20 protein-coding genes and 1 rRNA gene are annotated in these 22,110 nt (G+C 71.5%); 8 read left to right on the top strand and 13 right to left on the bottom strand.

Going from position 1 to position 22,110, the window contains the following annotated elements; all coding sequences use genetic code 11:
• The first annotated feature begins 32 nt into the window (after positions 1-32).
• Genes ACZ6SD_RS24670 through ACZ6SD_RS24680 form a run of 3 tightly spaced genes read left to right on the top strand, consistent with a single transcriptional unit; the run spans position 33 to position 1,733 of the window.
• A complete protein-coding gene (locus ACZ6SD_RS24670; protein ID WP_465319354.1) occupies positions 33-530 on the top strand; it encodes a hypothetical protein in 498 nt (165 codons plus the stop codon).
• Entirely contained in the window at positions 508-1,119 is a 612-nt protein-coding gene (locus ACZ6SD_RS24675; RefSeq protein WP_465319355.1) for a TetR family transcriptional regulator, read from the top strand. The genes ACZ6SD_RS24670 and ACZ6SD_RS24675 overlap by 23 nt, the downstream gene beginning before the upstream one ends.
• Positions 1,120-1,148: 29 nt before the next feature.
• Complete coding sequence (locus ACZ6SD_RS24680) at positions 1,149-1,733, top strand: DUF2867 domain-containing protein (RefSeq protein ID WP_465319356.1); 585 nt, start codon at positions 1,149-1,151, stop codon at positions 1,731-1,733.
• Between the two features lie 7 nt (positions 1,734-1,740).
• Here ACZ6SD_RS24680 and ACZ6SD_RS24685 read toward each other — a convergent pair whose 3' ends face one another.
• The 4 genes from ACZ6SD_RS24685 to ACZ6SD_RS24700 all read right to left on the bottom strand — a co-directional run bounded on the left by ACZ6SD_RS24685 (position 1,741) and on the right by ACZ6SD_RS24700 (position 5,924).
• Positions 1,741-2,631, bottom strand: coding sequence for a transglutaminase family protein (locus ACZ6SD_RS24685; RefSeq protein ID WP_465319357.1), 891 nt, complete (start codon positions 2,629-2,631; stop codon positions 1,741-1,743).
• Between the two features lie 22 nt (positions 2,632-2,653).
• Entirely contained in the window at positions 2,654-3,343 is a 690-nt protein-coding gene (locus ACZ6SD_RS24690) for a DUF998 domain-containing protein (RefSeq protein ID WP_465319358.1), read from the bottom strand.
• Between the two features lie 102 nt (positions 3,344-3,445).
• Positions 3,446-4,495, bottom strand: a complete 1,050-nt coding sequence (locus ACZ6SD_RS24695; protein ID WP_465319359.1) for a hemolysin family protein — start codon at positions 4,493-4,495, stop codon at positions 3,446-3,448.
• Positions 4,496-4,571: 76 nt separating this feature from the next.
• Positions 4,572-5,924 (bottom strand): hemolysin family protein, encoded by a 1,353-nt coding sequence (locus ACZ6SD_RS24700; RefSeq protein WP_465319360.1) that lies wholly within the window; start codon positions 5,922-5,924, stop codon positions 4,572-4,574.
• 626 nt (positions 5,925-6,550) lie between these two features.
• Here ACZ6SD_RS24700 and ACZ6SD_RS24705 point away from each other — a divergent pair.
• Together ACZ6SD_RS24705 and ACZ6SD_RS24710 are read left to right on the top strand one after the other, a co-directional pair.
• Positions 6,551-7,645 carry a tryptophan dimethylallyltransferase family protein gene (locus tag ACZ6SD_RS24705; protein WP_465319362.1) on the top strand — a complete coding sequence of 365 codons (1,095 nt, stop codon included), beginning with the start codon at positions 6,551-6,553 and terminating at the stop codon, positions 7,643-7,645.
• A gap of 45 nt (positions 7,646-7,690) precedes the next feature.
• Entirely contained in the window at positions 7,691-9,058 is a 1,368-nt protein-coding gene (locus tag ACZ6SD_RS24710; RefSeq protein WP_465319363.1) for a tryptophanase, read from the top strand.
• On the opposite strand, the gene ACZ6SD_RS24715 is transcribed toward ACZ6SD_RS24710, so the two are convergent.
• Genes ACZ6SD_RS24715 through ACZ6SD_RS24730 form a run of 4 tightly spaced genes read right to left on the bottom strand, consistent with a single transcriptional unit; the run spans position 9,059 to position 12,955 of the window.
• The gene (locus tag ACZ6SD_RS24715) at positions 9,059-9,655 is read right to left on the bottom strand and encodes a GTP-binding protein (RefSeq protein WP_465319364.1); all 597 of its coding nucleotides are present in this window, start codon (positions 9,653-9,655) and stop codon (positions 9,059-9,061) included.
• Entirely contained in the window at positions 9,636-10,010 is a 375-nt protein-coding gene (locus ACZ6SD_RS24720; protein WP_091450952.1) for a DUF742 domain-containing protein, read from the bottom strand. Before ACZ6SD_RS24720 ends, ACZ6SD_RS24715 begins: the two co-directional genes overlap by 20 nt.
• A 10-nt stretch (positions 10,011-10,020) precedes the next feature.
• Complete coding sequence (locus tag ACZ6SD_RS24725) at positions 10,021-10,455, bottom strand: roadblock/LC7 domain-containing protein (protein ID WP_091450949.1); 435 nt, start codon at positions 10,453-10,455, stop codon at positions 10,021-10,023.
• A gap of 31 nt (positions 10,456-10,486) precedes the next feature.
• On the bottom strand, positions 10,487-12,955 hold the full coding sequence (locus tag ACZ6SD_RS24730) for a nitrate- and nitrite sensing domain-containing protein (protein WP_465319366.1): 2,469 nt from the start codon (positions 12,953-12,955) through the stop codon (positions 10,487-10,489).
• A gap of 482 nt (positions 12,956-13,437) precedes the next feature.
• Here ACZ6SD_RS24730 and ACZ6SD_RS24735 point away from each other — a divergent pair, with 482 nt between their 5' ends.
• Complete coding sequence (locus ACZ6SD_RS24735; RefSeq protein WP_465319367.1) at positions 13,438-15,282, top strand: DNA/RNA non-specific endonuclease; 1,845 nt, start codon at positions 13,438-13,440, stop codon at positions 15,280-15,282.
• 427 nt (positions 15,283-15,709) lie between these two features.
• On the opposite strand, the gene ACZ6SD_RS24740 is transcribed toward ACZ6SD_RS24735, so the two are convergent.
• Both ACZ6SD_RS24740 and ACZ6SD_RS24745 read right to left on the bottom strand, forming a co-directional pair.
• Entirely contained in the window at positions 15,710-16,090 is a 381-nt protein-coding gene (locus ACZ6SD_RS24740) for a PPOX class F420-dependent oxidoreductase (RefSeq protein ID WP_465319368.1), read from the bottom strand.
• Between the two features lie 17 nt (positions 16,091-16,107).
• The gene (locus ACZ6SD_RS24745) at positions 16,108-17,040 is read right to left on the bottom strand and encodes a sporulation protein (protein ID WP_465319369.1); all 933 of its coding nucleotides are present in this window, start codon (positions 17,038-17,040) and stop codon (positions 16,108-16,110) included.
• A 285-nt stretch (positions 17,041-17,325) separates the two neighbouring features.
• Between ACZ6SD_RS24745 and ACZ6SD_RS24750 the strand changes: the two genes are divergently transcribed.
• Positions 17,326-18,630, top strand: a complete 1,305-nt coding sequence (locus ACZ6SD_RS24750; RefSeq protein ID WP_465319370.1) for an alanine racemase — start codon at positions 17,326-17,328, stop codon at positions 18,628-18,630.
• 146 nt (positions 18,631-18,776) lie between these two features.
• A complete protein-coding gene (locus ACZ6SD_RS24755; RefSeq protein WP_465319371.1) occupies positions 18,777-20,282 on the top strand; it encodes a beta-N-acetylhexosaminidase in 1,506 nt (501 codons plus the stop codon).
• A 137-nt stretch (positions 20,283-20,419) separates the two neighbouring features.
• Here ACZ6SD_RS24755 and ACZ6SD_RS24760 read toward each other — a convergent pair whose 3' ends face one another.
• The 3 genes from ACZ6SD_RS24760 to rrf form a co-directional block, all read right to left on the bottom strand.
• Entirely contained in the window at positions 20,420-20,980 is a 561-nt protein-coding gene (locus ACZ6SD_RS24760) for an isochorismatase family protein (protein WP_465319372.1), read from the bottom strand.
• Positions 20,981-21,065: 85 nt separating this feature from the next.
• Positions 21,066-21,923, bottom strand: coding sequence for a carbohydrate kinase family protein (locus ACZ6SD_RS24765; RefSeq protein WP_465319373.1), 858 nt, complete (start codon positions 21,921-21,923; stop codon positions 21,066-21,068).
• Positions 21,924-22,033: 110 nt separating this feature from the next.
• A 5S ribosomal RNA gene (gene rrf, locus ACZ6SD_RS24770) occupies positions 22,034-22,110 on the bottom strand; the annotation flags it as partial.

Genomic DNA, 22,110 nt, shown 5'->3' on the forward strand with positions numbered 1-22,110 from the left:
ATTGGAGGCACGAGCCCCAGGGGAGGAATCACGTGACGAGCAACCCGCACGCCCGCGCGGTCGAGGTGACCGATCCGATCGCCACCGCGCTGCCCCACGACTACGCCGACGCCTTCGAGGCTCGGCTGCCGGAACCGGACCGGCACACGCCCGAGGAGTGGGTGCGCGCTGGTCTCGCGGCCACGCCCGCCGCGGTCAAGCGCGTCGTCGGCCTTCTGCTGAACCGCAAAAGCAGCCTGACAACCGACCAGGGCGACGGCTGGGACGTCGTGGCGTCGGACCCGGACGTGGTCCACCTCGAACGGTCCCTGGCCGTGCTGGACATCATCATGATCGGCCGCCGGGTTGAGCCGACCCGCCGCACGCTCACCACCGTCCTCCGGTTCCGGCGACCGGTGCTCGCCCGCCTGATCTGGGTGGTCCTCGGCCCCGCGCACCGCAGGACCGCGGCCAGGCTCGTCACGGCCGGAATCCCAGCCGGAGTCCCGACCGGGAAGCGGAGCGGGGATGCGCACGCCGACCCCGCGTGAGACGCAGGCCGACCGCCGGGCGCGCACCCGGGCCGCGCTGCTGGAGTCCGCGGCCCGCTCGCTGTCCCGCCACGGCTACGGCAACCTCGTGCTCGAACAGGTCGCCCGCGACGCCGGGTACACCCGCGGCGCGCTCTACCACCAGTTCAAGGACAAGCAGGACCTGGCCCTGGCCGTGCTCGACTGGGTCCGCGAGACCTGGCTGCGCGAGGTCGGCGCCCTGATCGAGCGGGAGACCGAGCCGGTGGCGGCGCTGCTCGCCCTGGCCCGCGGGCACGCGGTCTACTGCCGCCGCGACGTGGCGCGGGTGGCCATCGCCCTGCGGCTGGAGTTCTCCGGGCAGGACCACCCGGTCGGACACGCGATCGAAGAGGGCTACCGCCTGCTCACCGCGCGCGCCGCGCGCCTCATCGGCGCCGCCCGCGCGGCCGGGTCGATCCCGGACGGCTCGCCGGTCGACGTGCTGGCCCTCGCCTACGTCGGCGCGCTCGAAGGGGCCGTGATCGGCCTGGCCGGTCACCCGCCGCACGACGAGGTGCTCGCGGCCCGCGCCGTCGCGGGCGTCCTCGGCCTCCCACCCCTGCTGTGACCCCGCTTATCCGGAGAGTGGAGAACACCGTGAGACTCCCGAACTCGGCGCACACCGACCGGCCGTGGCGAATCCACGAGATCACCCGCGATTTCGTGGTCGAGGACGTGTGGGCGCTGCCGACCCCGGGCGGTCCGGACGACTTTCCCCGGCTCGTGCGCCAGACCGCGAGCGGGGACACCGCCGACAGCCCGTCGTGGGTCGCCCGCGCGCTGTTCGCGATCCGCTGGCGGCTCGGCGCGCTGCTCGGCTGGGACGACCCGGCCACCAGCGTCGGCTCCCGGGTCCCGACCCTGCGCGACCGGCTGCCCGCCGACCTGCGCGACGGCCCGGCCGGGCCCGCGTTCGACCGCCTCCCCTTCACCTCGGTCTACCGCACCGGCGACGAGTGGGCCGCCGAGATGGCCAACCGGACCGTGCACGCGGTGCTGCACCTGAGCTGGGTGCCCGACGGCGCGGGCGGGCACCGCGGGCAGATGGCCGTCCTGGTCAAGCCGAACGGCTGGGTCGGCAAGGCGTACATGGCCGCTATCGCGCCGTTTCGCTATCTGCTCGTCTACCCGCCGCTGATGTGCCGCATCGGCGCGGCCTGGCGCGCGGGCGCCGCCGCCTGAGGCCGGGTCAGGCGGCGACGGCGACGACGCCGACCTCGCGGGTCGCGGTCAGCCTGCCGCCGGGCGCGCCGAGGTAGGAGCCCGACGTGGGGGCGACGTCGGTGTAGTCGCGGCCGGTGGCCACGGTGACGTAGCCGGTGCCGTGGCCGCCGTCGGCGCGCCTGCCGTGGCAGGGGTCGAACGGGACGGCCACCGCGCCGCCGCCCTCGGCCACCACGACCTCGACCCAGGCGTGCGTGCCGCCCTGGCCGAGCAGGTGCCCGGAGACGTAGCGGGCGGGCAGGGCGAGCAGGTGGCACAGGGCCAGCATCAGGTGCGCGGTGTCCTGGCAGACGCCCCGGCCGCCCGCCAGCGCCTCGGCTGCCGTGGTGCGCACGGTCGTGACGCCGAACTCGTAGACGAGGGCGGCGTGGACCGCCGCGCACACGCGGTCGGCCAGGTCCAGCCCGCGCGCCCCGCCGCGGGCGAGGTCGGCGGCCAGCGCGCGGAGCCGGTCGTCGGCCGCGGTGAGCCGGGTGGGGCGCAGCAGCCTCGGGTCGGCCAGCGCCGCGGCGGGCAGCGTCGTCGGCCCGTCGCCGCGGACCCGCTCGACGACGGCCACGACACCGAACTCGACGCTGTCCTCGACCCGGTCGGCGTGCACCCGGACGATCGTGTTGCCCGCGGCGTCGCGGCGCACCCGGCGCCGGGCGGGCGCGCCGGTCACCTCGATCCGGTGGGCGCGCCGGTGCAGGTCGCCGTGGCGCGCGGGCGGCACCACGACCAGCCGCTGCCGCACCGACTCGACCGGGGAGTCGTAGTCGTAGCGGAAGCTCTGCTCGATGCGGTAGGTGATCCGCGCGGCCGACTCCAGGTCGAGTCCGCCGGGGTCGAGCAGCGGGGCGGCGATGGCGTCCATCGCACCATCATCCCCGGCGCCGTCAGCCGGACGCGCCGCCCGCCCCGGAAGACCGGGCCAACCCCACGAGCACGACCGCGAGCGCGGCGACGGCGCTGCCCGCCACCATCCGCTCGACCAGGCCCAGCGGGACGAAATACCACCACGGCGGCCCGCCAGCGACCATGTTGAGCACTCCGACGAGGATCGTGCCGAACCACACCAGCGACGCGATGCCCAGGCCCCGCGCCGTCCACCGCCACCCCGCCGACCCGGGGAACACCCCCCCGGCGAGCAGCAGCACCGCCACGGGCAGCGACAGGAACGCCGCCACGCTCGCGTACCGGTGGATCGTGCCGCCCAGGCTCGGGCCGACCGACCAGTCCGTCTTGGTGAACACGACGACGACCAGCAGGCTCACCGTCCACACCGCGCCCAGCGCCAGGGCGGCCGGGCGGGCGGCGCGCCGCCGGGCGAGTTCGGCGAAGCCCAGCGCCGAGCCCGCCGCGACCAGCACCACCGACAGGTCGAACAGCCACTTGCTCGACCCCAGCGCGTATTCGCTGATGGTGCGCCGCACCGGGTTGACCGCGCTGGTCGGCGGCAGCACGTGCAGGGCGAGCATGAGCGCGACGCCCGCGAGCAGGCCGATCAGCCCGAGCACCGGGACGAGCGCGCTCCGCCGGTCCTCGGCGGCCCCCGCGTCGGGCCCGATGGTGTCCACCGCCGTCATGTGCCGCCCCCCACCTCACCCGTTTCTCCCTTCCCAGCAGGATATGCGGCGCGCATGAGAGCACCGTGAAAGATCAAGCGAGATCGACGAGCCGAGGCTTGGTCAGCCGGTGTCGGTCTCGTCGTCGAACTCGCCGAGGATCTCCTCAAGCAGATCCTCCAGCGCGGCCAGCCCGATGACCGCGCCCGCGGCGTCGGCGACCAGGGCGAGCTGGCAGCGCTCGGCGCGCATCTGGCTCACCGCGTCGCCCGCCGAGCGGTCGGCGGGCAGGACCAGCGCGGCGGACATCATGTCCCGCGCGGTCGCCCCGCTGCCCGACCGGGTGGCCCGCACGGCGTCGCGCACGTGCACGATGCCCAGGATCTCGTCCTCGGCGACGTCGTTCTCCTCCACCACGACCAGCCGGGACCGGCCGCTGGCGCGGCTGCCGTCCTCGACGTCGGCCGCGCTCGCCCAACCGGGGATGGCGACCATGGCCGCGCGCGGGGTCATGACCTGCTCGACGGTCGTGCGCTGCGCCTGGAGCACGCCGCTGAGCATCTGGTGCTGCTGTTCGGGCAGCAGCCCGTGCTCGCGCGACTCGCGCAGCAGCACCCGCAGGTCGTCTGGCCCGTGCGCCTGGGCGAGGGTGTCCTGCGGCTCGACCCGCACCGCGCGCAGCGTGGCGTTGGCCAGGCCGTTGAGCAGGACCAGGAGCGGCCGGGTGAGCCGGGTGAACGCGCGGAACGGCAGCGCCAGCAGCAGCGCGGACCGCTCCGGGTGCGAGATCGCCCACGACTTGGGCGCCATCTCGCCGACCACCATGTGCAGGAACACGACCAGGGCGACCGCGAGGACGAACGCCACCGGGTAGCTCCACCCGGGCGAGAGCCCCAGCGCGCCGAACACCGGGGCGAACAGCTCGGCGACCGCGGGCTTGGCCAGCGCGCCCAGTCCCAGCGTGGACAGGGTGATGCCCAGCTGCGCGCCCGCGAGCATCATCGACAGCTCCCGCGAGCCGCGCACCGCGGCCTGGGCCGCGCGGCTGCCCGCCGCGGCGGCCTCCTCCAACCGGTGCCGCTTGCTGGCGACCAGGGCGAACTCGGCGGCGACGAAGAACGCGTTGGCCACCAACAGAACCAGCGAGACGACCAGGGCCCAGCCGACGCTCATGCGCGCACCTCCGAGCGTCCCGACGCCCCGTCCACAAGCGACCTGCCCGCCGCCGGTTTGCCCGCCGCCGACTTGGTCACGCCGACACCTCCGGGCGGACCGAGACCAGGACCGTGCGCGGCACGTGCCGGTGGACCTCGGTCACCTCGATCACCGCGGCGCGCCGGGCGGCGGCGGTGTCGGCCGGGCCGTCGTCGGGCACCTCGACCACCACCTCCACCTGGTCGCCGGGCCGGGCGAGCCTGCCCAGCGACTGCATGACCAGGCCGCTGACGGTGTCGTACCCCTGGCTCTCGGGCAGCTCGATGCCGGTCACCTCGGCCACCTCGTCCACCCGCCAGCGGGCGGGCACCGACCAGGACCCGTCGGGGTGCGGCACCGCTTGGCGCTCCATGTGGTCGTCCTCGTCCAGGATCTCCCCCACGACCTCTTCGGCCACATCCTCGAAGGACACCACGCCCGCGAAGCCGCCGAACTCGTCCACGACGCAGGCCAACTGGCGGTGCTCGGCGCGCAGCCGCTCCAGCACCTCGGGCAGCGGCAGGCTGTCGGGCAAAAACAGCGGCGGCGCGGCGATCTCGCGCACCGGGGTGTCCGCGCGCCGGTCGGGCGGGACGGTCAGCACCTCGGCGATCCCGACGACGCCGACCACGTCGTCCACGTCCTGGCCGACCACCGGGAACCGGGAGCGACCGGTGTCGAGCAGGTCGACCACCCGGTCGACCGGGTCGGCCGCGGCCACGGTGCGCACGTCCACCCTGGGGGTCATCACCTGGCCCGCGGTCAGGGCCCGGAAGTCCAGGCCGCCCTCCAGCAGCCGGGAGGTGCCCGCGTCGAGGTACCCGCCGTGGCGGGACTCGCCGATGATGCCGCGCAGGTCTTCTGGCGTCGCGCCGTGCGGCAGCTCCTCGATGGGCTCGATGCCCACCGCGCGCAGCAGCCGCGTGGAGACGGTGTCGAACAGCCGGATCAGCGGGCCCGCGACGGTGAGGTAGAGCAGCGTCGAGCGGCTCAGCGCCCTGGCCAGCGTCTCGGGTTTGGCGATGGCGAGGTTCTTGGGGGCCAGCTCCCCGAAGACCATCTGCACCCCGGTGGAGAACAGCAGGGCCAGCGCGACCGACAGGGCCGTGCTGATTCCGCCGGGCAGGCCGGCGAGGCCGAGCAGGTCGGCGACGCCGACGCCGAGATAGGGCTCGGAGACGTAGCCGACCAGCAGCGCGGTGACGGTGATGCCGAACTGGGCGCCGGAAAGCATGAACGACAGGCTCTGGGTGACCTGGTAGGCGCGCTCGGCCGCTTTGTCCCCCTCGTCGGCGAGTTGGCGGAGCCGGTTGCGGTCGACGGCGACGTAGGCGAACTCCTGGGCCACGAAGTATCCGGTGGCCGCGGTGAGCACGAGGACGGACACGAGTCCGATCAGGATCAGCACGGGCCGTCCGCCAGGTGGGCCAAGGAACGGTCGACCTCGATCGTGCGCCGGGCGCGACCCGGCGTGGGACTACAGCCCTCCACGGACGTCATGGCCTCGACGTTAACACGGTTCCCGCGGCGGGCGCGTCCCGAGCGAACGGTTGCCGACCGTCCGAACCGGACGGTATATTACTAGCGAGTAACCGCGAGAAATGACCCATTCGGACCATTCGGCCAATGTGACGAAGATCGCGGCCTATCCGTCTGCCCGCTACCGTCCGTGGCGAGAGCGACACGGAGGGACCGGCGATTGGTCCGCGTCCGCCGCCGCCCGGAATATCCATCGGCGCACATAGACACTGATCACGGCTCCGTAAGCAATACGGTCGTACAGTGAACGAATTTCACCGAGTGAAACAGTTCACAGGAAAGAGGCCGCGCTGGTACGACACGCTCCGTGTTCACCGGAAATATCGCTTAGCAGAAGAGTCCTGGTAGGACAACTGCCATTCATCCGACGGACATCATTTACCCTCAGTAAAGGCGCGTCCGGAGTGGATCACCAGCTTGGCGGTAGTGACTCGATCCAGGTCGCCCGTAAGTTTTCCTCTGACGTCGGCGCACGGTGAAGATCTCGGAGTCGTGATGAAAGCAGTGTCACTCAAGGAATACACCGGTGCCCAATTGCGGCGACTGTGCCAAGCCATTGGTTTAGGCGACCGCGCCGAAGAAGTGTGCGAATTGGTCGCCGATCTGCTCGGCCCGGCGGCCGTCCGCTCGGTCGGCGAGCCGCCGCTGTGGCGTTCCGACGTGGCTGACGACCACACCCCGATCGAGTACTCCGTCGCGTTCGAAGAGGACGGTTCGCACACCCTGCGGCTGCTGATCGAGTGCGTGGCCGCCAAGCCGAGCCCCCGGGCCAACCAGCTCGCCGCGCTCGCCGCGCTCGACCGGCTGGCCGCGCGGTATCCGGTCACCCTCGACCGGTTCGACGCGGTGCGCGACCTTTTCCTGCCCGAGGAGCCGCGCGGGATTTTCTCGCTGTGGTTCTCCATCGTGGTCCGGCGCGACGACCCGCCGCGGGTGAAGATCTACTTCAACCCCGAGGTGCGCGGCAAGGCCAAGGCGAACGGCCTGGTCGCCACCGCCCTCGACCGGCTGGGCTTCGCCGGGAGCTACGACTGGCTGCGGGAGCACACGCCGCGCCCGGAGTCCACCCTGGACCGGTACTCGTTCTTCGCGCTGGACCTGGACGACACGCCGCGCTCCCGGGTCAAGGTGTACCAGTCGCACTACCGGGCGACCCTGCGCGACGCGCAGCACGCCGCGGGCGCGGGCCGGTCGGTGGACACCCGCAGGCTGGCCGAGTTCGGCGCCATGATCGGCGGCGGCGAGGGCCCCTACGAGGGCCGTCCGCTGGTGTCGGCGTTCACCTTCCTCAGCGGCGACTCCGCCCAGCCCAGCGGCTATTCCCTCTACGTCCCGGTGCGCGACTACGTCCGCGACGACGCGGTCACGATGCGGCGGGTGCTGCTGCTCGCCGAGCGCTACGGCCTCGACCAGGACGCGCTGGAGCGGTCGGTGGCCGCGGTCACCGACCGGCCGCTGGAGACCGGCGTCGGGCTTATCGCGCATGTGTCGCTGCGAATCGGGCCGCCGCGGCCGGGCGTGACGGTGTATCTGTCCGCCGAGGCGTACGGGGTGGCCAGCCCCGGCGGCGCGCACACCGGCGCCGCGTGATTTCCACCGTTGTCCAATCCCAGCACAAAAGGACGTGACCAGCCGATGCCGCTGATGGAGCCATACCGCGTCAAAGTCGTGGAGCCCATTCCCATTCTCACCCGGGCCGAGCGGGAAGCGGCAATGGCCAGGGCGGCCTACAACCCATTCAACCTGCGGGCCGAGGAGGTCACCATCGACCTGCTCAGCGATTCCGGAACGGGCGCGCTTTCCGCGGCCCAGCAAGCCGCGGGGATGCGCGGCGACGAGACCTACGCGGGCGCGCGCTCATTCTTCCGGTTCCGGGACACAGTGGCCGAGCTGACCGGCTATCCGCACATCATGCCCGTCCACCAGGGCCGGGCCGCCGAGCGGATCCTGTTCGGGACCGTCCTCAAGCCGGGGCAGCTTTCGGTCAGCAACACGCATTTCGACACCACCCGGGCGAATGTGATCCTCTCCGGCGGTGTCGCGGTCGACCTGCCCTGCGCCGAGGCGGCCGACCTCGACAGCGCCTACCCGTTCAAGGGCGACATCGACCTCGCCGCGCTGGCCGCGACGCTCGACGGCCCCGACGACGTGGGCATCGTGGTCATGACGATCACCAACAACGGCGGCGGCGGGCAGCCGGTGTCGATGGCCAACCTCACCGAGGTGGCCAAGCTGTGCCGCCAGCACCAGGTGCCGTTCTTCCTCGACGCCGCGCGGTTCGCCGAGAACGCGTGGCTGGTGATCCAACGCGAGCCCGGCTACGCCGACCACACCCCCCAGCAGGTCGCCCGGCTGGCCTTCGACCTGGCCGACGGCGCGGTCGCGAGCCTGAAGAAGGACGCGATCGCGCACATGGGCGGCTTCCTCGCGCTGCGCGAGGAAGGGCTGGCCAAGCACTGCGAGGCGGTCCTCATCGCCACCGAGGGCTTCCGCACCTACGGCGGCCTGTCCGGGCGCGACCTGGAGATGCTGGCCGAGGGCCTGCGCGAGGTCGTGGAGCCGGACTACCTGCGCGCCCGGGCCGCGGCGACCGCGCACCTGGCCGAGCTGATCAAGGCGGCGGGCGTGTCGGTGGTCGAGCCCCCGGGCATCCACGCGCTCTACCTCAACGCCGGGCGGCTGCTGCCGCACATCCCGCCGAGCGAGTTCCCCGGCCACGCGCTGGCCACCGAGCTTTACCTGGCGGGCGGCATCCGCTGCGCCGAACTCGGGTCGCTCTACCTTGGCGAAGAGGACGAGAACGGCGTCCTGGTCACGCCTGCGCCCTACGAGCTGGTGCGGCTGGCCATCCCCCGCCGGGTCTACACGCAGAGCCACCTCGAATACGTGGCCGAGACGATCGCCGAGGTGGCCAAGAACCCGGAGCGGGTGCCGGGGTACCGCGTCGTCGAGGCCCCCGCCCTGCTCCGGCACTTCAACTGCCGGGTCGAACCGATCCGCTGATCACGCCGACGCGCTCTGGAGTTGGTCCATCGTGTACTGGACCAACTCCACGAGCACGTCCTTGCTCGATTCGCGCTTGCGCGCGTCGCACTGGACCACCGGCACCGTGGGGTCGATGTCCAGCGCCTGCCGCACTTCCTCGACGCTGTGCTCCCAGGCGCCCTCGAAGCCGTTGACCGCGACGATGAACGGGATGTTGCGCCGCTCGAAGAAGTCGATCGAGGGGAAGCTTGAGTCCAGCCGCCGGGTGTCGACCAGCACGATCGCGCCGAGCGCGCCGTGGGCCAACTCGTCCCACATGAACCAGAAGCGGTTCTGCCCCGGGGTGCCGAACAGGTAGAGCACCACCTGCGGGTTGATCGTGATGCGGCCGAAGTCGAGGGCGACCGTGGTGGTCTCCTTGCCCTCGATCCCCTTCATGTCGTCCACGCCGACACTGGCCTCGGTCAGGACTTCCTCGGTCGACAGAGGCGGTATCTCGCTCACCGAGTTGACCATGGTGGTCTTCCCGACGCCGAACCCGCCCGCCACCACGATCTTGATCGAGGTGGGGATCACCAGCGCGTCGCTCACCTGTTCAGATCCTCCGAATGCCATCGAGTACCGCCTGTAGAAGCTTCGTGTCGGTGATCTCCGTGGTCTGGAACATCGCGCCAGCCAGCACGTCGCCCCGCTCTATCAGGTCGCTGATCAGGACCTTCACCACGACAAGCGGGACGTTGAGATACGCGGCCACCTCGGCGACCGAGAGCGGGGTCTTGCAGAGTTCGATGATCTGCAGGTGCTCCGGGGTCAGCGACGAGGGGTCCGAGGGAGACCGGGAAACCCTGATCTGGGTCACCAGATTGAGGTTCGGGGCGTTGGGCCGGGTGCGTCCGCGCGTCATCGCGTACGGCCGCACCAGCGGTCCGGCCGCCTCGTCGAACCACCAGTCCTGGTCCCCGCCGCCCATCACAGGCGCCTCACGATGGCCGCCTGCCCGGCACGGTCACCGGCTGCCCCGCCCTCGGGGCGGACGCCAGGTGAGCGCCAACCCGCTTCACCAGCATGTTCATCTCGTAGGCGATCATGCCCACGTCCGCGTCCTCCTCGCCGAGCACCGCGAGGCAGGCGCCCCGGCCCGCCGCGGTGACGAACAGGAACGCGTGGTCCATCTCGACAATCGTCTGACGCACCTGGCCGCCGTTGAACTGCCTGCCGGTGCCCCTGGCCAGGCTCTGGAAAGCCGAGGCCATGGCCGAGAGGTGCTCGGAGTCGTCCTTGGAAAGCTCGGCGGACCGGCCGAGCAGCAACCCGTCCGCGGAGAGCACGACCGAGTGGCGGATGCCCACCACCCTGCGGACCAGGTCGTCCAAAAGCCAATTGAGCTGGTGGTCCTGACCGATCTTGTCGTTCACCTTGAGCTGTCCTTCCCCGTTGTCCCAGCCATCACTGCTCGACGGGCGGGTCTGCCCGACGGGCGTCCCTAGTCCCGCGTTGGAACGCGGACATCGTGTCGCGGACTCGTTCCGCGGTGTGCTCCAGGTGCGGCTCGGGCTCGGCTTCCCAGTCGGGGAGCAACGGTTCCTCGCGCAACTGCGGAGCCAGGTTCTGCTGTCGTTGCCTGCGTGGCAGTCGGGGGCGCTCCCCCTGGTGCCCGTTCTGCGTGTGCGGCGACTCCCCTTCTCCGTTCTCCCCCGAAAACGCCTCGCCTGGCAACGACTCCGGCGCTTCCTCATCGGTCTGCGGCCACTGGGCCGCGTCCGCGTCGATCTCGACCCGCCCGTCGTCCTCGGCCGTGGCGTCCGACCAGAACCGGTCGATTCCGCTGCGGTAGGGCGATTCCATGGCGTCGAGCGCGATGGACCCGGACGTCGATGTCCCCGGCTCCGGCCGGTCGTTGGGCTTGCGCGGGCGCGGGCTGGGGGTGTCGGACTCGGGCACGTACTCGACGGTCTCGGCGACGATGTCCGACGGCACGAACACCAGCGCGACGGTGCCGCCGTAGGGCGACTCGCGCAGCTCCACCCGGATGGCCCGGCGCGCGGCCAGGCGGGCGACGACGAACAGGCCCAGGCGGGACTCGCCGCGCAGCGCCATCGCGTCGAACTCCGGCGGGTGGGCCAGCATCTGGTTGGCCTGCTCGCGGTCTTCGGCTGTCATGCCCAGGCCGTGGTCCTCGATCTCCACGACCACGCCGCCGGACACCTGGCTGGTGTAGACCTCGACCTGCGAGCGCGGCGGGGAGAACGACGCGGCGTTGTCGACCAGCTCCGCGACGAGGTGGATGGTGTCGGCGACCGCGACGCCCTGCAGCGCGACGTCGGGCACCTGCCGCACCCGGACCCGGACGTACTGCTCGGTCTCGGCGACCGCGGCGCGCAGGATGTCGAGCAGCCGCACCGGTTTGCGCCACTGGCGGCCCGGCTGCTCGCCCGCGAGGATGATCAAGTTCTCGGCGTTGCGGCGCGCGCGGGTGGCGAGGTGGTCGAGCTGGAACAGCGAGTCGAGGTGCTCGGGGTTCTCCTCTTCGCGCTCCATCTTGTCCAGGATCTTGAGCTGGCGGTGCACCAGGCCCTGGTGGCGGTGGGCGATGCCGAGGAAGACTCGGTTGACGCCCTCGCGCGCCTGGCTTTCCTTCACCGCGGCGGCGATCGCGGTGTACTGGGCGGTGTTGAACGCGTCCGCCACCTGCCCGATCTCGTCGGTGCCGTAGTCCAGCGGCGGGACCTCGACGCCGACGTCGACCCGCTCGCCCTGGCGCAGCCGCTCGACGATGCTGGGCAGCCGCTCGTGGGCCAGTTGCAGCGAGTCGTTCTTGAGCTGGTCGAGCCGGGTGACCAGGGCCTTGTTGACCAGCCTGCGCGAGATGCGCACCGCGAGCACGATGCCGGTGACCACCGCGATCAGCGCGATCAGGCTGCCGACGAGGACCTCGAAGAACTTGTCGTCCGCCCGCTCCTGGCCGATCACGACGCCGTCGGTGGCCTGCTGGACGGCCAGCTTGATCAGGTCCTCGGAGATCTGGGTGCTCACCGGCTCCCACTCGGTCGCGGGGACCGGCAGCGGGTCCGGGTCGGGCCTGCGGTTGCCGCCGGTGGACTGCTCCGCGGACCGCGGCGCCGCGCCGATCAGGGCGTTTTCCAAGTTGGTCAGCCGAAGCCAGCTCTCCGAGGTGGTGATCTGCTGGTAGTGGACCTTGACGCCGTCGGTGCCGACCGCGGCGGCGGTGGCGAGGGTCGCCCGGTAGGAGCCGACCAGGGCGGAGAACTCCACGTGCTGCTCAGGGGTGAACGCGCCAGCCGCGATCGCCGACGAGGCCACCGAGGCCGCCCGCGACATGCGGTCCGCGGCGCGGAAGATGTCGGTCGCCGACAGCGCGGCCTGTGTCACGACCGGGTCGGGCACGATCCGGGCCTGGGTGTCGAACAGCGCGGTTCCGGCGTCGAGCACGCTGTTGTAGTAGTTGTAGATCTCGTCCGCGTTGGCCCGCCGGGCCTCGACCGACGCGCGGCGCTGGGGCAGCGGCTGCAACACCTGGTTGAGCGCCTGCACGCGCGCGTTGACCTCGGCTGGCGCGCTGGAGGCCAGGTTGTCGAGCGCGGCACGCAGCTCCTGGACCGCTTTGTCGGTGACCTGCTGCTGGCTGGCGAGCGCGACGGTGTCGGGCGTGTTGGCGCTCAGCGCGGTCATGGTGAGCTGGCGTTCGCGCTGCAACGCGGCGAAGGTGTTGACCGCGGGGATCGAGGCGTCCTTCACACCGCTGGTGACGGCCTTGAGGTAGATGCCGTCGAAGACCGTGTAGGACGAGAACACCGCCCACATGACGAGCAAGATGACGCTCGGCACCACGACCACGCCGGTGAGGCGCGACTTGATCGTCGTCGTCTTGGCGGGCGTGCCACTGTTCCGCTTCACAGCTCTCCACAATCTCCGGCCGCGGCGCGCGGAGTGGCGCACACCTGCTGCCCGCTCGGGGGGTTCACGGGAAATCGAGGAGACCCTGGCGCGCCCTGTCGCGCTGGACCCCGTCGCACCGAACCACACCTCGCATCAGCGGCGTCACCCGTCACCTGTAATCGAACTCGCGTCCCTCAATAGGGTTATCGCCCTGGCGAGTGATCAGCCGGACCATCTCAAGATCAATCTTACGCAGAGCCAGCGATCACCCGCAGTACGCGAGACAGGAGCGTACCTGTTCACCCGTCAGCGGAAGTGACGGGTCCATGTCTGGGCATGACCGAGGGGTAACCGTCCGCTCGCCGCCGACAGGGCACCCAGTCGACACCTGTTCTTCGCCCGTTAGGGCTGTCGGAGCGGCCAGACGTCCCGCACTCTTGCCAACGGTCCGTGATCACGGGCATGGTCATTTCACACTATCGTGCCGCTGAAGGACGTCCATGGCTGCCAGCACCGCTGACGATGACCTGTTCGCCGCCCTGCGCGCGTTCGTGCGCACCCGCGGCTCGGCGTATCTGCGCGACCCGAACGTGTCCTCGATCGGCATCGGCCACAAGGTCCGCGGCGGCAAGCGCACCAAAGAGGTCGCGGTCCAGTTCACCGTCGACACCAAGGCGGCGCCGGAGGACCTGGCCGAGCTGGGCAGCGCGCTGCTGCCGGAGAGCGTGACCGTCGCGGGCGTCGAGGTGCCGACCGACGTGCTGCAGCGGTCCTACCGGCCCGATTTCCGGGTCGTCGCCGAAGCCGAGGCCGACCAGCGCAAGACCCGGATCGACCCGGTGCGGCCGGGGGTGAGCGTCGGGCACCCGTCGATCACCTGCGGCACCATCGGCGCGGTGGTCTACGACCGGGAGACCGGCGCCCCGTATGTGCTGAGCAACTGGCACGTCCTGCACGGCCATGACGGCGCGCTCGGCGACGCGGTCGCGCAGCCGGGCACGCACGACGACAACCGGACCGAGCACAACCGGCTCGGCGCGCTGGCGCGCTCGTACCTGGGCATCGCGGGCGACTGCGCGATCGCGTCGGTGGACGGCCGAGGGCTGGACCCGGCGATCCTGGACCTCGACGTGGCCCCGGACGAGCTCGGCGACCCGGAGCTGGGCGACAAGGTCGCCAAGAGCGGGCGCACCACCGGGGTCACGCACGGCGTGGTGCGCCGGATCGACACCATCGTCAAGATCGACTACGGCGGCGCGGCAGGCGTCAAGGAGATCGGCTGCTTCGAGATCGGCGTCGACCCCAACCACGCGCCCGAGGGCGGCGAGATCAGCCAGGGCGGCGACTCCGGCGCGGCGTGGGTGTTCAAGGCGGGCAACGGCAGGCCGACCAAGGTGCTCGCGGGCCTGCATTTCGCGGGCGAGGGCTCCGGCGACCCGGACGAGCACGCGCTGGCGTGCCTGCCGAAGTCGGTGTTCGACAAGCTCGGGATCACCCTGACCCGCCCGGCCGCGGCGCGCGAGGCCGAGGACCGCGGGCTCGGCTACGACCCCGACTTCCTCGGCGTGTCGCTGCCGGTCCCCGACCTGGACCCGGACCTGCGCGCCGACGCCGCCGTGCTCGACGGGTCGACCCGGATCGACTACACGCACTTCTCGCTGGCACTGAGCACCTCGCGCACGTTCGCGTTCTGGGTGGCCTGGAACATCGACGGCGGCGGCCTCAAGAAGATCAGCCGCACCGGCGTCCCGTTCCGCAAGGACCCCCGCCTGCCCGCAGCGGCGCAGGCGGGCGACGAGCTTTACTCCGACAACCGCCTCGACCGCGGCCACCTGGCCCGGCGCGCGGACCTGCTGTGGGGCCCACTGGCCGAGGCGAAGAAGGCCAACCGCGACTCGTTCTTCTTCACCAACATCGCCCCGCAGATGGACGACTTCAACCAGAGCGCGAAGGCGGGCCTGTGGGGCAAGCTCGAAGACGCGCTGTTCGAGGACGTCGACGTGGACAACCTGCGGGTAAGCGTCTTCGGCGGCCCAGTGTTCGGCTCCGACGACCGAGTGTTCCGCGGCGTGGCGATCCCCCGCGAGTTCTGGAAGGTCATCGCCTTCGGCACGGCAGGGGCCCTCAAGGCGAGCGCGTTCCTGCTCACCCAAAACCTCGACGGCCTGGAGGCGCTGGACTTGGACGAGTTCCGAGTGCACCAGGTGTCGGTGTCCACCCTGGAGGAGCGCACCCGCCTGCGCTTCCCAGACACCCTGCGCGAAGCCGACACCGCCCCCGCGACAGCGGAGAGCACTGGACCGGCCCCGGCCCTAGAGTCCCTTTCGGACATCGTCTGGACCTAGATCCGGCACTCCGAGACAGAGCCTAGGCCCGACGAACTCGTGATCCGCATCATTTCCAGCCGCCCCAACCGCACCCTCGAACGACCTTCATTCACCGCCCCACACCCCCACACGGCAAACCCCACCCGCCCTGGGGGCTGACCCCGCTCCAGTCTATCGGGCCAGGCCGACAATCCAGGTGAGAACGATCTTGCCTGTGGACAACTCGCGATCATGCCGAGGAAGGTGTCCGGGCGGGTCTCAGCGCACGGCGCCGAGCAGGTCTCAACGCACGTGCCGGATGGGTCTCAACGCACGATGCCAAGCAGCTCTCAACGCACATGCCGGGCGGTCTCAGCGCACGATGCCGAACAGCTCTAAACGCACGTCCCGAGCAGCTCTCAACCCACGTGCCGGGCAGGTCTCAACACACGATGCCAAGCGGGACTCAGCGGACGGTGCCGAGCACCCGGTCCACGGCGATCTCGATGACGACCCGCTCGGGGTTGGGGCGCGGGGGGCGGTAGCGGGCGGCGTAGCGGTGTTCGGCGTCGGTGACGCTGTCGGGATCGTCGTGGACGGTGGCTGGGCCCTCTAGGGTCGTCCAACGGCGACCGTCCACTTGGCACACCGCGGCGCGGCCGGTGGCGAGCGCGTTGCGGACCTTGCGCGAGGCGCGGGAGGTGATCACCCGGGCGATCCCCCGGTCGGCGTCGTAGGTGACGCCGACCGGGACCATGTGCGGTGTGCCGTCGGGACGGAGTGTGGTGAGGGTGCTGAGGTGGCGTTCCCGCCAGAACTCCAGGAACTCGTCGGTGTGGTTCGGCACCCGGTAAAAGCTACCGGTCAGTCCTCTTCGCCGGAGAACGCGTCGCCGATCTCGTCGAAGACTTCGCCGAGGACCATGCCGCCCAGGATGCCCGCCGCCGCGCCCGCGACGACGCCGCCCACGCCCGAGCCGTGGTGCCCGCCATGATGGCCACCGTGGCCGCCGTGCCCGCCGAAGTGGCTCGGCCTGCGGCTGGCGACCTGCCCGATCCACTCCTCGATCCGGGCGCGCCAGTCGGTGCGCTCGGCGTCGTGGTGGCTGACGTGGAAGCGGCCGAACGCGTCGCCGCCGGAGCTGAACAGCCCGGCCCGCCGGTCGGCCTCCAGCACGATCGCCATGCCTTGCGGCTCGGCGAGGAAGGTCAGCTCGACCTGGTTGACCCCGCGCGCCAGGTGCGGGGGCGGGTAGAACTCGATTTCCTGGAAGAACGGCAGGTGCTGGCGCTCGCCGTGGATGCGGCCCGCCTCCAGGTCGGCGGCCTTGAACCGGAAGCCCAGGTCGGCGAACGCGCGCAGCACCGCGTCCTGCGAGGGCAGCGGCGCGATGTGCAGCGGGTCGAGGTCGCCCTTGTCGACGGCCTTGGCCACGGCCAGTTCGGTGCGCAGGCCCAGCGCCATGCCGTGCAGGTGCTGGCCGAAGACCTCGGTGATCGGCGCCTCCCACGGGATGGGGAGCTGGAACGGAATCACCTTCGTCTGCCCGGCGGGCAACATGAACCGCCCCGCGACGACCGACCGCTCGAACTCGACCGGCGCGACTCCGTCATCTCCCCGCTCGACCCGCGTCACCAGCGACAGGGCCACATAGTCGATGTCGGCGTCGGCGTCGCCACCGGTCATCCGGACCTCGCCCGCGACCACCCCGCCGGGGTAGACCCGCGACTCGGTGAGCACGGTGTCGACCGACGGACCGCCGACACCCAGTGCCCGCAGCATCTTCTTGAAGACCATCTTCTCCCCTTACCTGACGCGCCTGCGGCCACCCTAGAGCCACTTCACGGTGTGGGACGTCCGGGATCACCCTGGGTTCCCCCTGAAGGAGCACCACCACAACCCAGAAGACGAACACGGCAGACGCCAGGTTCCCGCCCGCCAACGGCCGTCCCAGCGGCCCCGTGGAGGGTTTTCCGCTTGGCTGGCGACGACGTTGACCGGCGTCGCCGGGATGCTACACACTGCGTGTCGCACAACGCGCTTGTCGTTGTACGAGACGCAAACATCGGGGAGACAACTATCGTGACGCTGCCCGCCGAACCCGCACGCATCGACCGGGACGCGGTCGCGGGACTGCGGGCGGAGCGGCTGGACTGGCGGTTCAAGTCCGTGCCGCACGCCTTGTTCGGCCGCACCGTGGGCGAGGCGGTGTCCTTGCGGCTCAAGTTGTTCCGGGACGGCTTCATCGGCCCGATCGTCGCGCTGGACAACGCCGCCATCGAGCACAACCTGGCGACCATGGCCGCCTGGTCCGCCTCCCGCGGCCTGCACTTAGCCCCGCATGGCAAGACGACCATGGCGCCCGCCCTGTTCGCCCGGCAGCTCGACTGCGGCGCGTGGGCGATGACCGCGGCCAACACCGCGCAGCTTCGGGTCTACCGCGCTTTCGGGGTGAGCCGGGTGCTGCTGGCCAACGAGCTGGTCGACCCGGCGGGCCTGGCGTGGCTCGCGGGCGAGCTGAACGACGACCCGGATTTCGAGTTCAGCTGCTGGGCCGACTCGGTGCGCGGTGTCGAGCTGATGACCTCGGCGCTCACCGCGGCGGGCGCGCGCAGGCCAGTCGAGGTGCTGGTCGAGGTGGGTGTCGCGGGCGGGCGGAGCGGGGTCCGCGACCAGTCCACCGCGCGGGCGGTGGCCGAGGCGATCGTGGCCAGCCCGGCGCTGCGGCTGGCCGGGGTCGCGGGCTACGAGGGCCCGGCGGCGAGCGAGGCGAGCCCGGCCGGGCTGGACGCGGTGTCGGCCTACCTCGGTCGGCTGCGCGAGGTGGCGGTGGCGCTGCGCGGCCGGTACGAGACCGAGCGGGTGATCGTCACCGCGGGCGGGAGCTCGTTCTTCGACTTGGTCGCCGACACGCTCACCGCGCCGTGGCCGGAGGGGATGGCGGTGTGGCCGGTGGTGCGCGCGGGCGCGTACCTCACCCATGACGACGGCGCCTACCGCGCTCTGTCGCCGCTGGGCGCGCACCCGAGGCTGGCGAACGTGCCGCGGTTCCGGTCCGCGCTGCGAGCCTGGGCGCAGGTCGTGTCCCGCCCGGAGCCGGGCCTGGCGCTGCTCGCGGCTGGCAAGCGCGATCTCCCCTACGACCTGGGCATGCCCGAGCCGCAGGTGCTGCGCACCGCCGAGGGCACGCGCGCGTTGAGCGGGTGCCGGGTCACCGCGCTGGCCGACCAGCACACGTTCATGGCGGTCGGCGCGGACGTGGAGGTCGGCGACTGGGTCGGGCTGGGCCTGTCGCACCCGTGCACGGTGTTCGACAAGTGGCCGCTGCTGCCGGTCACCGGCACCGACGGCGAGACCGTGGTCGACCTCGTCCGCACCTTCTTCTGACACCGCGGCCCGGATCGTCCACACAGGACAACCCGGGGCGGACGCCGCGATCCTTGTGCCCGCCAGGCGCGCGATCTACCATCCATGCACGGTGCCATTGGCGACACCGCCGTCGCGGCGCACGCGACCGCCCGTGAGGAGTGGGGATGGCCGGTTTCCACACCCTGCTCCCCCGCCTCGTGCTGGCCCGGCCAGAACCCGGCGTATGCGTGGTGGACTCCGTGGCCGAGGCGACCGACCCCGCCAGAGTCGTCATCGACCCGGCCGCCGTGCCGCGACCTGAGGCATACCGGCTTTCCATTACGCCACAAGGGATCCAGGCCGTCGCCGCCGACGCGGCGGGCGCGCTGCACGCCACGCGGACCCTCCGGCAGTTGCTCGGGCCGGACGCGTTCCGGGCCGCCGACATCCATCACGGGCGGTGGACGGCGCCGTGCGGGGTGATCGAGGACCACCCGCGCTTCGCCTGGCGCGGCGTCCTGCTCGACGTGGCGCGGCACTTCCTGCCCAAGGCGGGGGTGCTGCGGTTCCTCGACCTCATGGCCGCGCACAAGCTCAACGTGCTGCACCTGCACCTCACCGACGACCAGGGCTGGCGCGTCGAGGTGCCCGCGTTCCCCTGGCTGACCGAGGTCGGCGCGACCCGCGCCGGGTCGTGGACGGGCAGGCAGGAGGACGGCGACCCGACGCACGACGGGCGCCCGCACGGCGGCTTCTACACCGGCGACGACCTGCGCGAGATCGTGGCCTACGCCCGCGCGCTGCACGTCACCGTCGTCCCGGAGATCGACGTGCCCGGGCACAGCCAGGCCGCCATCGCCGCGTACCCGGAGCTGGGCGTGACCAAGGAGCCGGTCCCGGTGTGGCCTGCCTGGGGCATCACCGAGAACCTGCTCGACCCCGCCGAGTCCACTGTGGACTTCTATCGCGCCGTTCTCGACCACGTGGTCGGCATCTTCGACTCCCCGGTGGTCTGCCTGGGCGGCGACGAGGTCCCCAAGCGGCAGTGGCGGGAGAGTCGCGCGGTCAAGCAGCGCGCGGTCGATCTCGGCCTTGGCTCGGTGGAGGCGCTGCACGGCTGGTTCGTCGGGGCACTCGCCCAGCACCTGGCCGGGCATGGCCGCCGCGCGCTGGCCTGGGAGGAGATCCTCGACGCCTGCGACCCGCCGCCCGGCGTGATCGTGGCGTCCTGGCGCGGGGAGTCGGCGGGCGTGCGCGCCGCCCTGGCCGGGCACGACGTGGTCATGTGCCCGGAACAGCACGTCTATCTCGACCACCGGCAGTCCGACCACCCCGACGAGCCGATTCCCGTCGGTTTCCTGAACACGCTGGAACGGGTCTACGCCTACGAACCCGTTCCCGCCGACCTGCCCGCCCAGGCCCACCACCGGGTGCTCGGCGCGCAGGCCGCGCTTTGGTCCGAGCACCTCGACTCTCCCCGGCGCCTCGACTACGCCGCTTTTCCCCGGCTCGCCGCGTTCGCCGAGGTGGTGTGGAGTCCCCGGCGAGGTCGGGACACCGCCGAGTTCGTGGACCGGCTCGCCACCCACCACCTGCCCCGCCTCGACGCGCTCGGCGTCGAGTACCGGCCGCTGTCCGGACCGCTGCCCTGGCAGACCAGGCCGGGAGTGCCCGGCGAGATTCGGGCGTGACAGCGGTCTTTCGCACGGCATCCACAATGGACACAGTGCGGAGAATCCTGCGACGGCCGAAATGTGCGCGGCTGCCCGGGGTCGCCGGGCAGCCGCCCACCCGCGTGGCATGCTGTCCTGTGTGGACCGTGGTCCGATCAGGCCAGCACGCCGAGAAGCTGCCCGATCACCCGGCCCGCGGTGGTCGGCATGGCGCCGTACTCGGCGGCCGAGAGCACGGCGCGGCGGTGCTCGTCCAGGGACAGGTCGGCGATCGCGTCGGCCACGCAGAACACCTCGATGCCCGCGAGGTGCGTGCCCGCGGCGGCCATCAGGCACGCGGCGTGGGCGCGGATGCCGGTCACGATCAACTGGTCGCGCCCCGCCTCGTCAAGCAGGTCGCGCAGCCGCGCGTAGTGGTCGCCGGTCAATGTCTCGTCCGGCCCCAGCCCGGTGACCGTCGTGTGCACCGCCATGCCCTCCCGGATCGACTCCGCGACTGGCACCCCCAGGTCACGGCAGGTGTCGCGGAGCTTGCCGACGTTGTGCGCCAGCTCGACCATCGGCGAGGTGCCCGCGTCGAACGCGCACACCTTGTCGTCGCCCATGTCGTGCACCAAAAGGACAGCCCGGTCCGCGGCGGCCACCCACTCCACGGCGGCACGCGGGAGCCGAGCGGCGTCGGACATGTCGTACGGATCGACCACGGGACGCGACATGACAGGAACCCCTTCCCTCTACTTAGGTTAGCCTAACCTGAGAAGGAGGGTTGTCCACGTGTCCGTGCTCACCGGCGGAAGCCGATCACGGAATGGGCGGGGCCAAGGCCGGGGAGCCGAGGCACTTGGCGGCTTGATCCGCTCCCGCGCGCAGGGCTGCCGTGATGTTCTCCCCGGCGAGGTGGGCTAGTAGGAATCCGGAGAAGAACGCGTCCCCGGCTCCGTTGGTGTCCACGATGGTCTCGATCGGTGTCGCCGCGACCCGGTGCCAGCCGTCGGCGGCCGAGAGCGCGACCGCGCCCTGGGCGCCGAGGGTCGCCACGACGATCCGGGCGCCCGCTTCGACGCGGGAGACCATGAAACCGCGCAGCCGCAACGGGTCGGGCATGCCGTCGTCGTTGAGGAAGAGGTATTCGGCGGCCTCCACGAACTGGCGGTGGTAGTCGGCGAGGCCGTCGTAGTCGTGGATGTCGCACCACACGGGCACGCCGAAGCCGCGGGCCTCGGCCAGCAGCGGCCTGCTGTGCTCGGCCAGGTCGATGACGGCGGCGTCGGCGGCGCGCAGGGCCGTCGACGCCTGCTCCCGGTGGGCGGCCTCGGTGAGTTCGGGCAGGTCGAGGTAGATCGAGACGCGTCCGCCGTCGCCATCCATGAGGTTGAGGTGGCGTTCGCTGGCGCCGGGCACGCGCTCGGCGATGACGGTCACCTTCGCCTCGGTCAGGGTGTCGAGAATCCGGTCCGCGGCGTCGTCGTTGCCGACGACGGTGCGCAGGGTGACCTCCGCGCCCAGCCCGGCCAGGTTGAGGGCCTTGCCCGCCGATGTTCCGCCGAGCGCGGTGCGGTGACCGCGGGCGAACAAGGTCTCCGGCCGCCCCTCGGGCAGCCTCGGCACCGACACGAGCTGGTTCCAGGACGCGGGTCCCGCGACGAACACTGTGGCCACTGGCTCATCCTGCCGCACCGAGAGCCGGATGGCGCGGAAAGCCGGTGGAAACGCGGAACAGCCCCCGTTCCACCAGGAATCCTGGGAAACGGGGGCTGTGCGCAATGATTGTCCGGCGGCGTCCTACTCTCCCACACCCTCACGAGTGCAGTACCATCGGCGCTGGCAGGCTTAGCTTCCGGGTTCG

It is taken from the genome of Actinokineospora sp. NPDC051303, assembly GCF_055586285.1.

What these genes read in the sequence shown, in the direction of transcription:
- ACZ6SD_RS24690 (WP_465319358.1), bottom strand. Translation starts at nt 3,343, where the DNA reads ATGACGGCGGTGGACACCATCGGGCCCGACGCGGGGGCCGCCGAGGAC.
- ACZ6SD_RS24720 (WP_091450952.1), bottom strand. Translation starts at nt 10,010, where the DNA reads ATGGGCGGCGGGGACCAGGACTGGTGGTTCGACGAGGCGGCCGGACCG.
- ACZ6SD_RS24735 (WP_465319367.1), top strand. Translation starts at nt 13,438, where the DNA reads ATGGCTGCCAGCACCGCTGACGATGACCTGTTCGCCGCCCTGCGCGCG.
- ACZ6SD_RS24760 (WP_465319372.1), bottom strand. Translation starts at nt 20,980, where the DNA reads ATGTCGCGTCCCGTGGTCGATCCGTACGACATGTCCGACGCCGCTCGG.
- ACZ6SD_RS24710 (WP_465319363.1), top strand. Translation starts at nt 7,691, where the DNA reads ATGCCGCTGATGGAGCCATACCGCGTCAAAGTCGTGGAGCCCATTCCC.
- ACZ6SD_RS24755 (WP_465319371.1), top strand. Translation starts at nt 18,777, where the DNA reads ATGGCCGGTTTCCACACCCTGCTCCCCCGCCTCGTGCTGGCCCGGCCA.
- ACZ6SD_RS24705 (WP_465319362.1), top strand. Translation starts at nt 6,551, where the DNA reads ATGAAAGCAGTGTCACTCAAGGAATACACCGGTGCCCAATTGCGGCGA.
- ACZ6SD_RS24675 (WP_465319355.1), top strand. Translation starts at nt 508, where the DNA reads ATGCGCACGCCGACCCCGCGTGAGACGCAGGCCGACCGCCGGGCGCGC.
- ACZ6SD_RS24695 (WP_465319359.1), bottom strand. Translation starts at nt 4,495, where the DNA reads ATGAGCGTCGGCTGGGCCCTGGTCGTCTCGCTGGTTCTGTTGGTGGCC.
- ACZ6SD_RS24745 (WP_465319369.1), bottom strand. Translation starts at nt 17,040, where the DNA reads ATGGTCTTCAAGAAGATGCTGCGGGCACTGGGTGTCGGCGGTCCGTCG.
- ACZ6SD_RS24715 (WP_465319364.1), bottom strand. Translation starts at nt 9,655, where the DNA reads ATGGCATTCGGAGGATCTGAACAGGTGAGCGACGCGCTGGTGATCCCC.
- ACZ6SD_RS24685 (WP_465319357.1), bottom strand. Translation starts at nt 2,631, where the DNA reads ATGGACGCCATCGCCGCCCCGCTGCTCGACCCCGGCGGACTCGACCTG.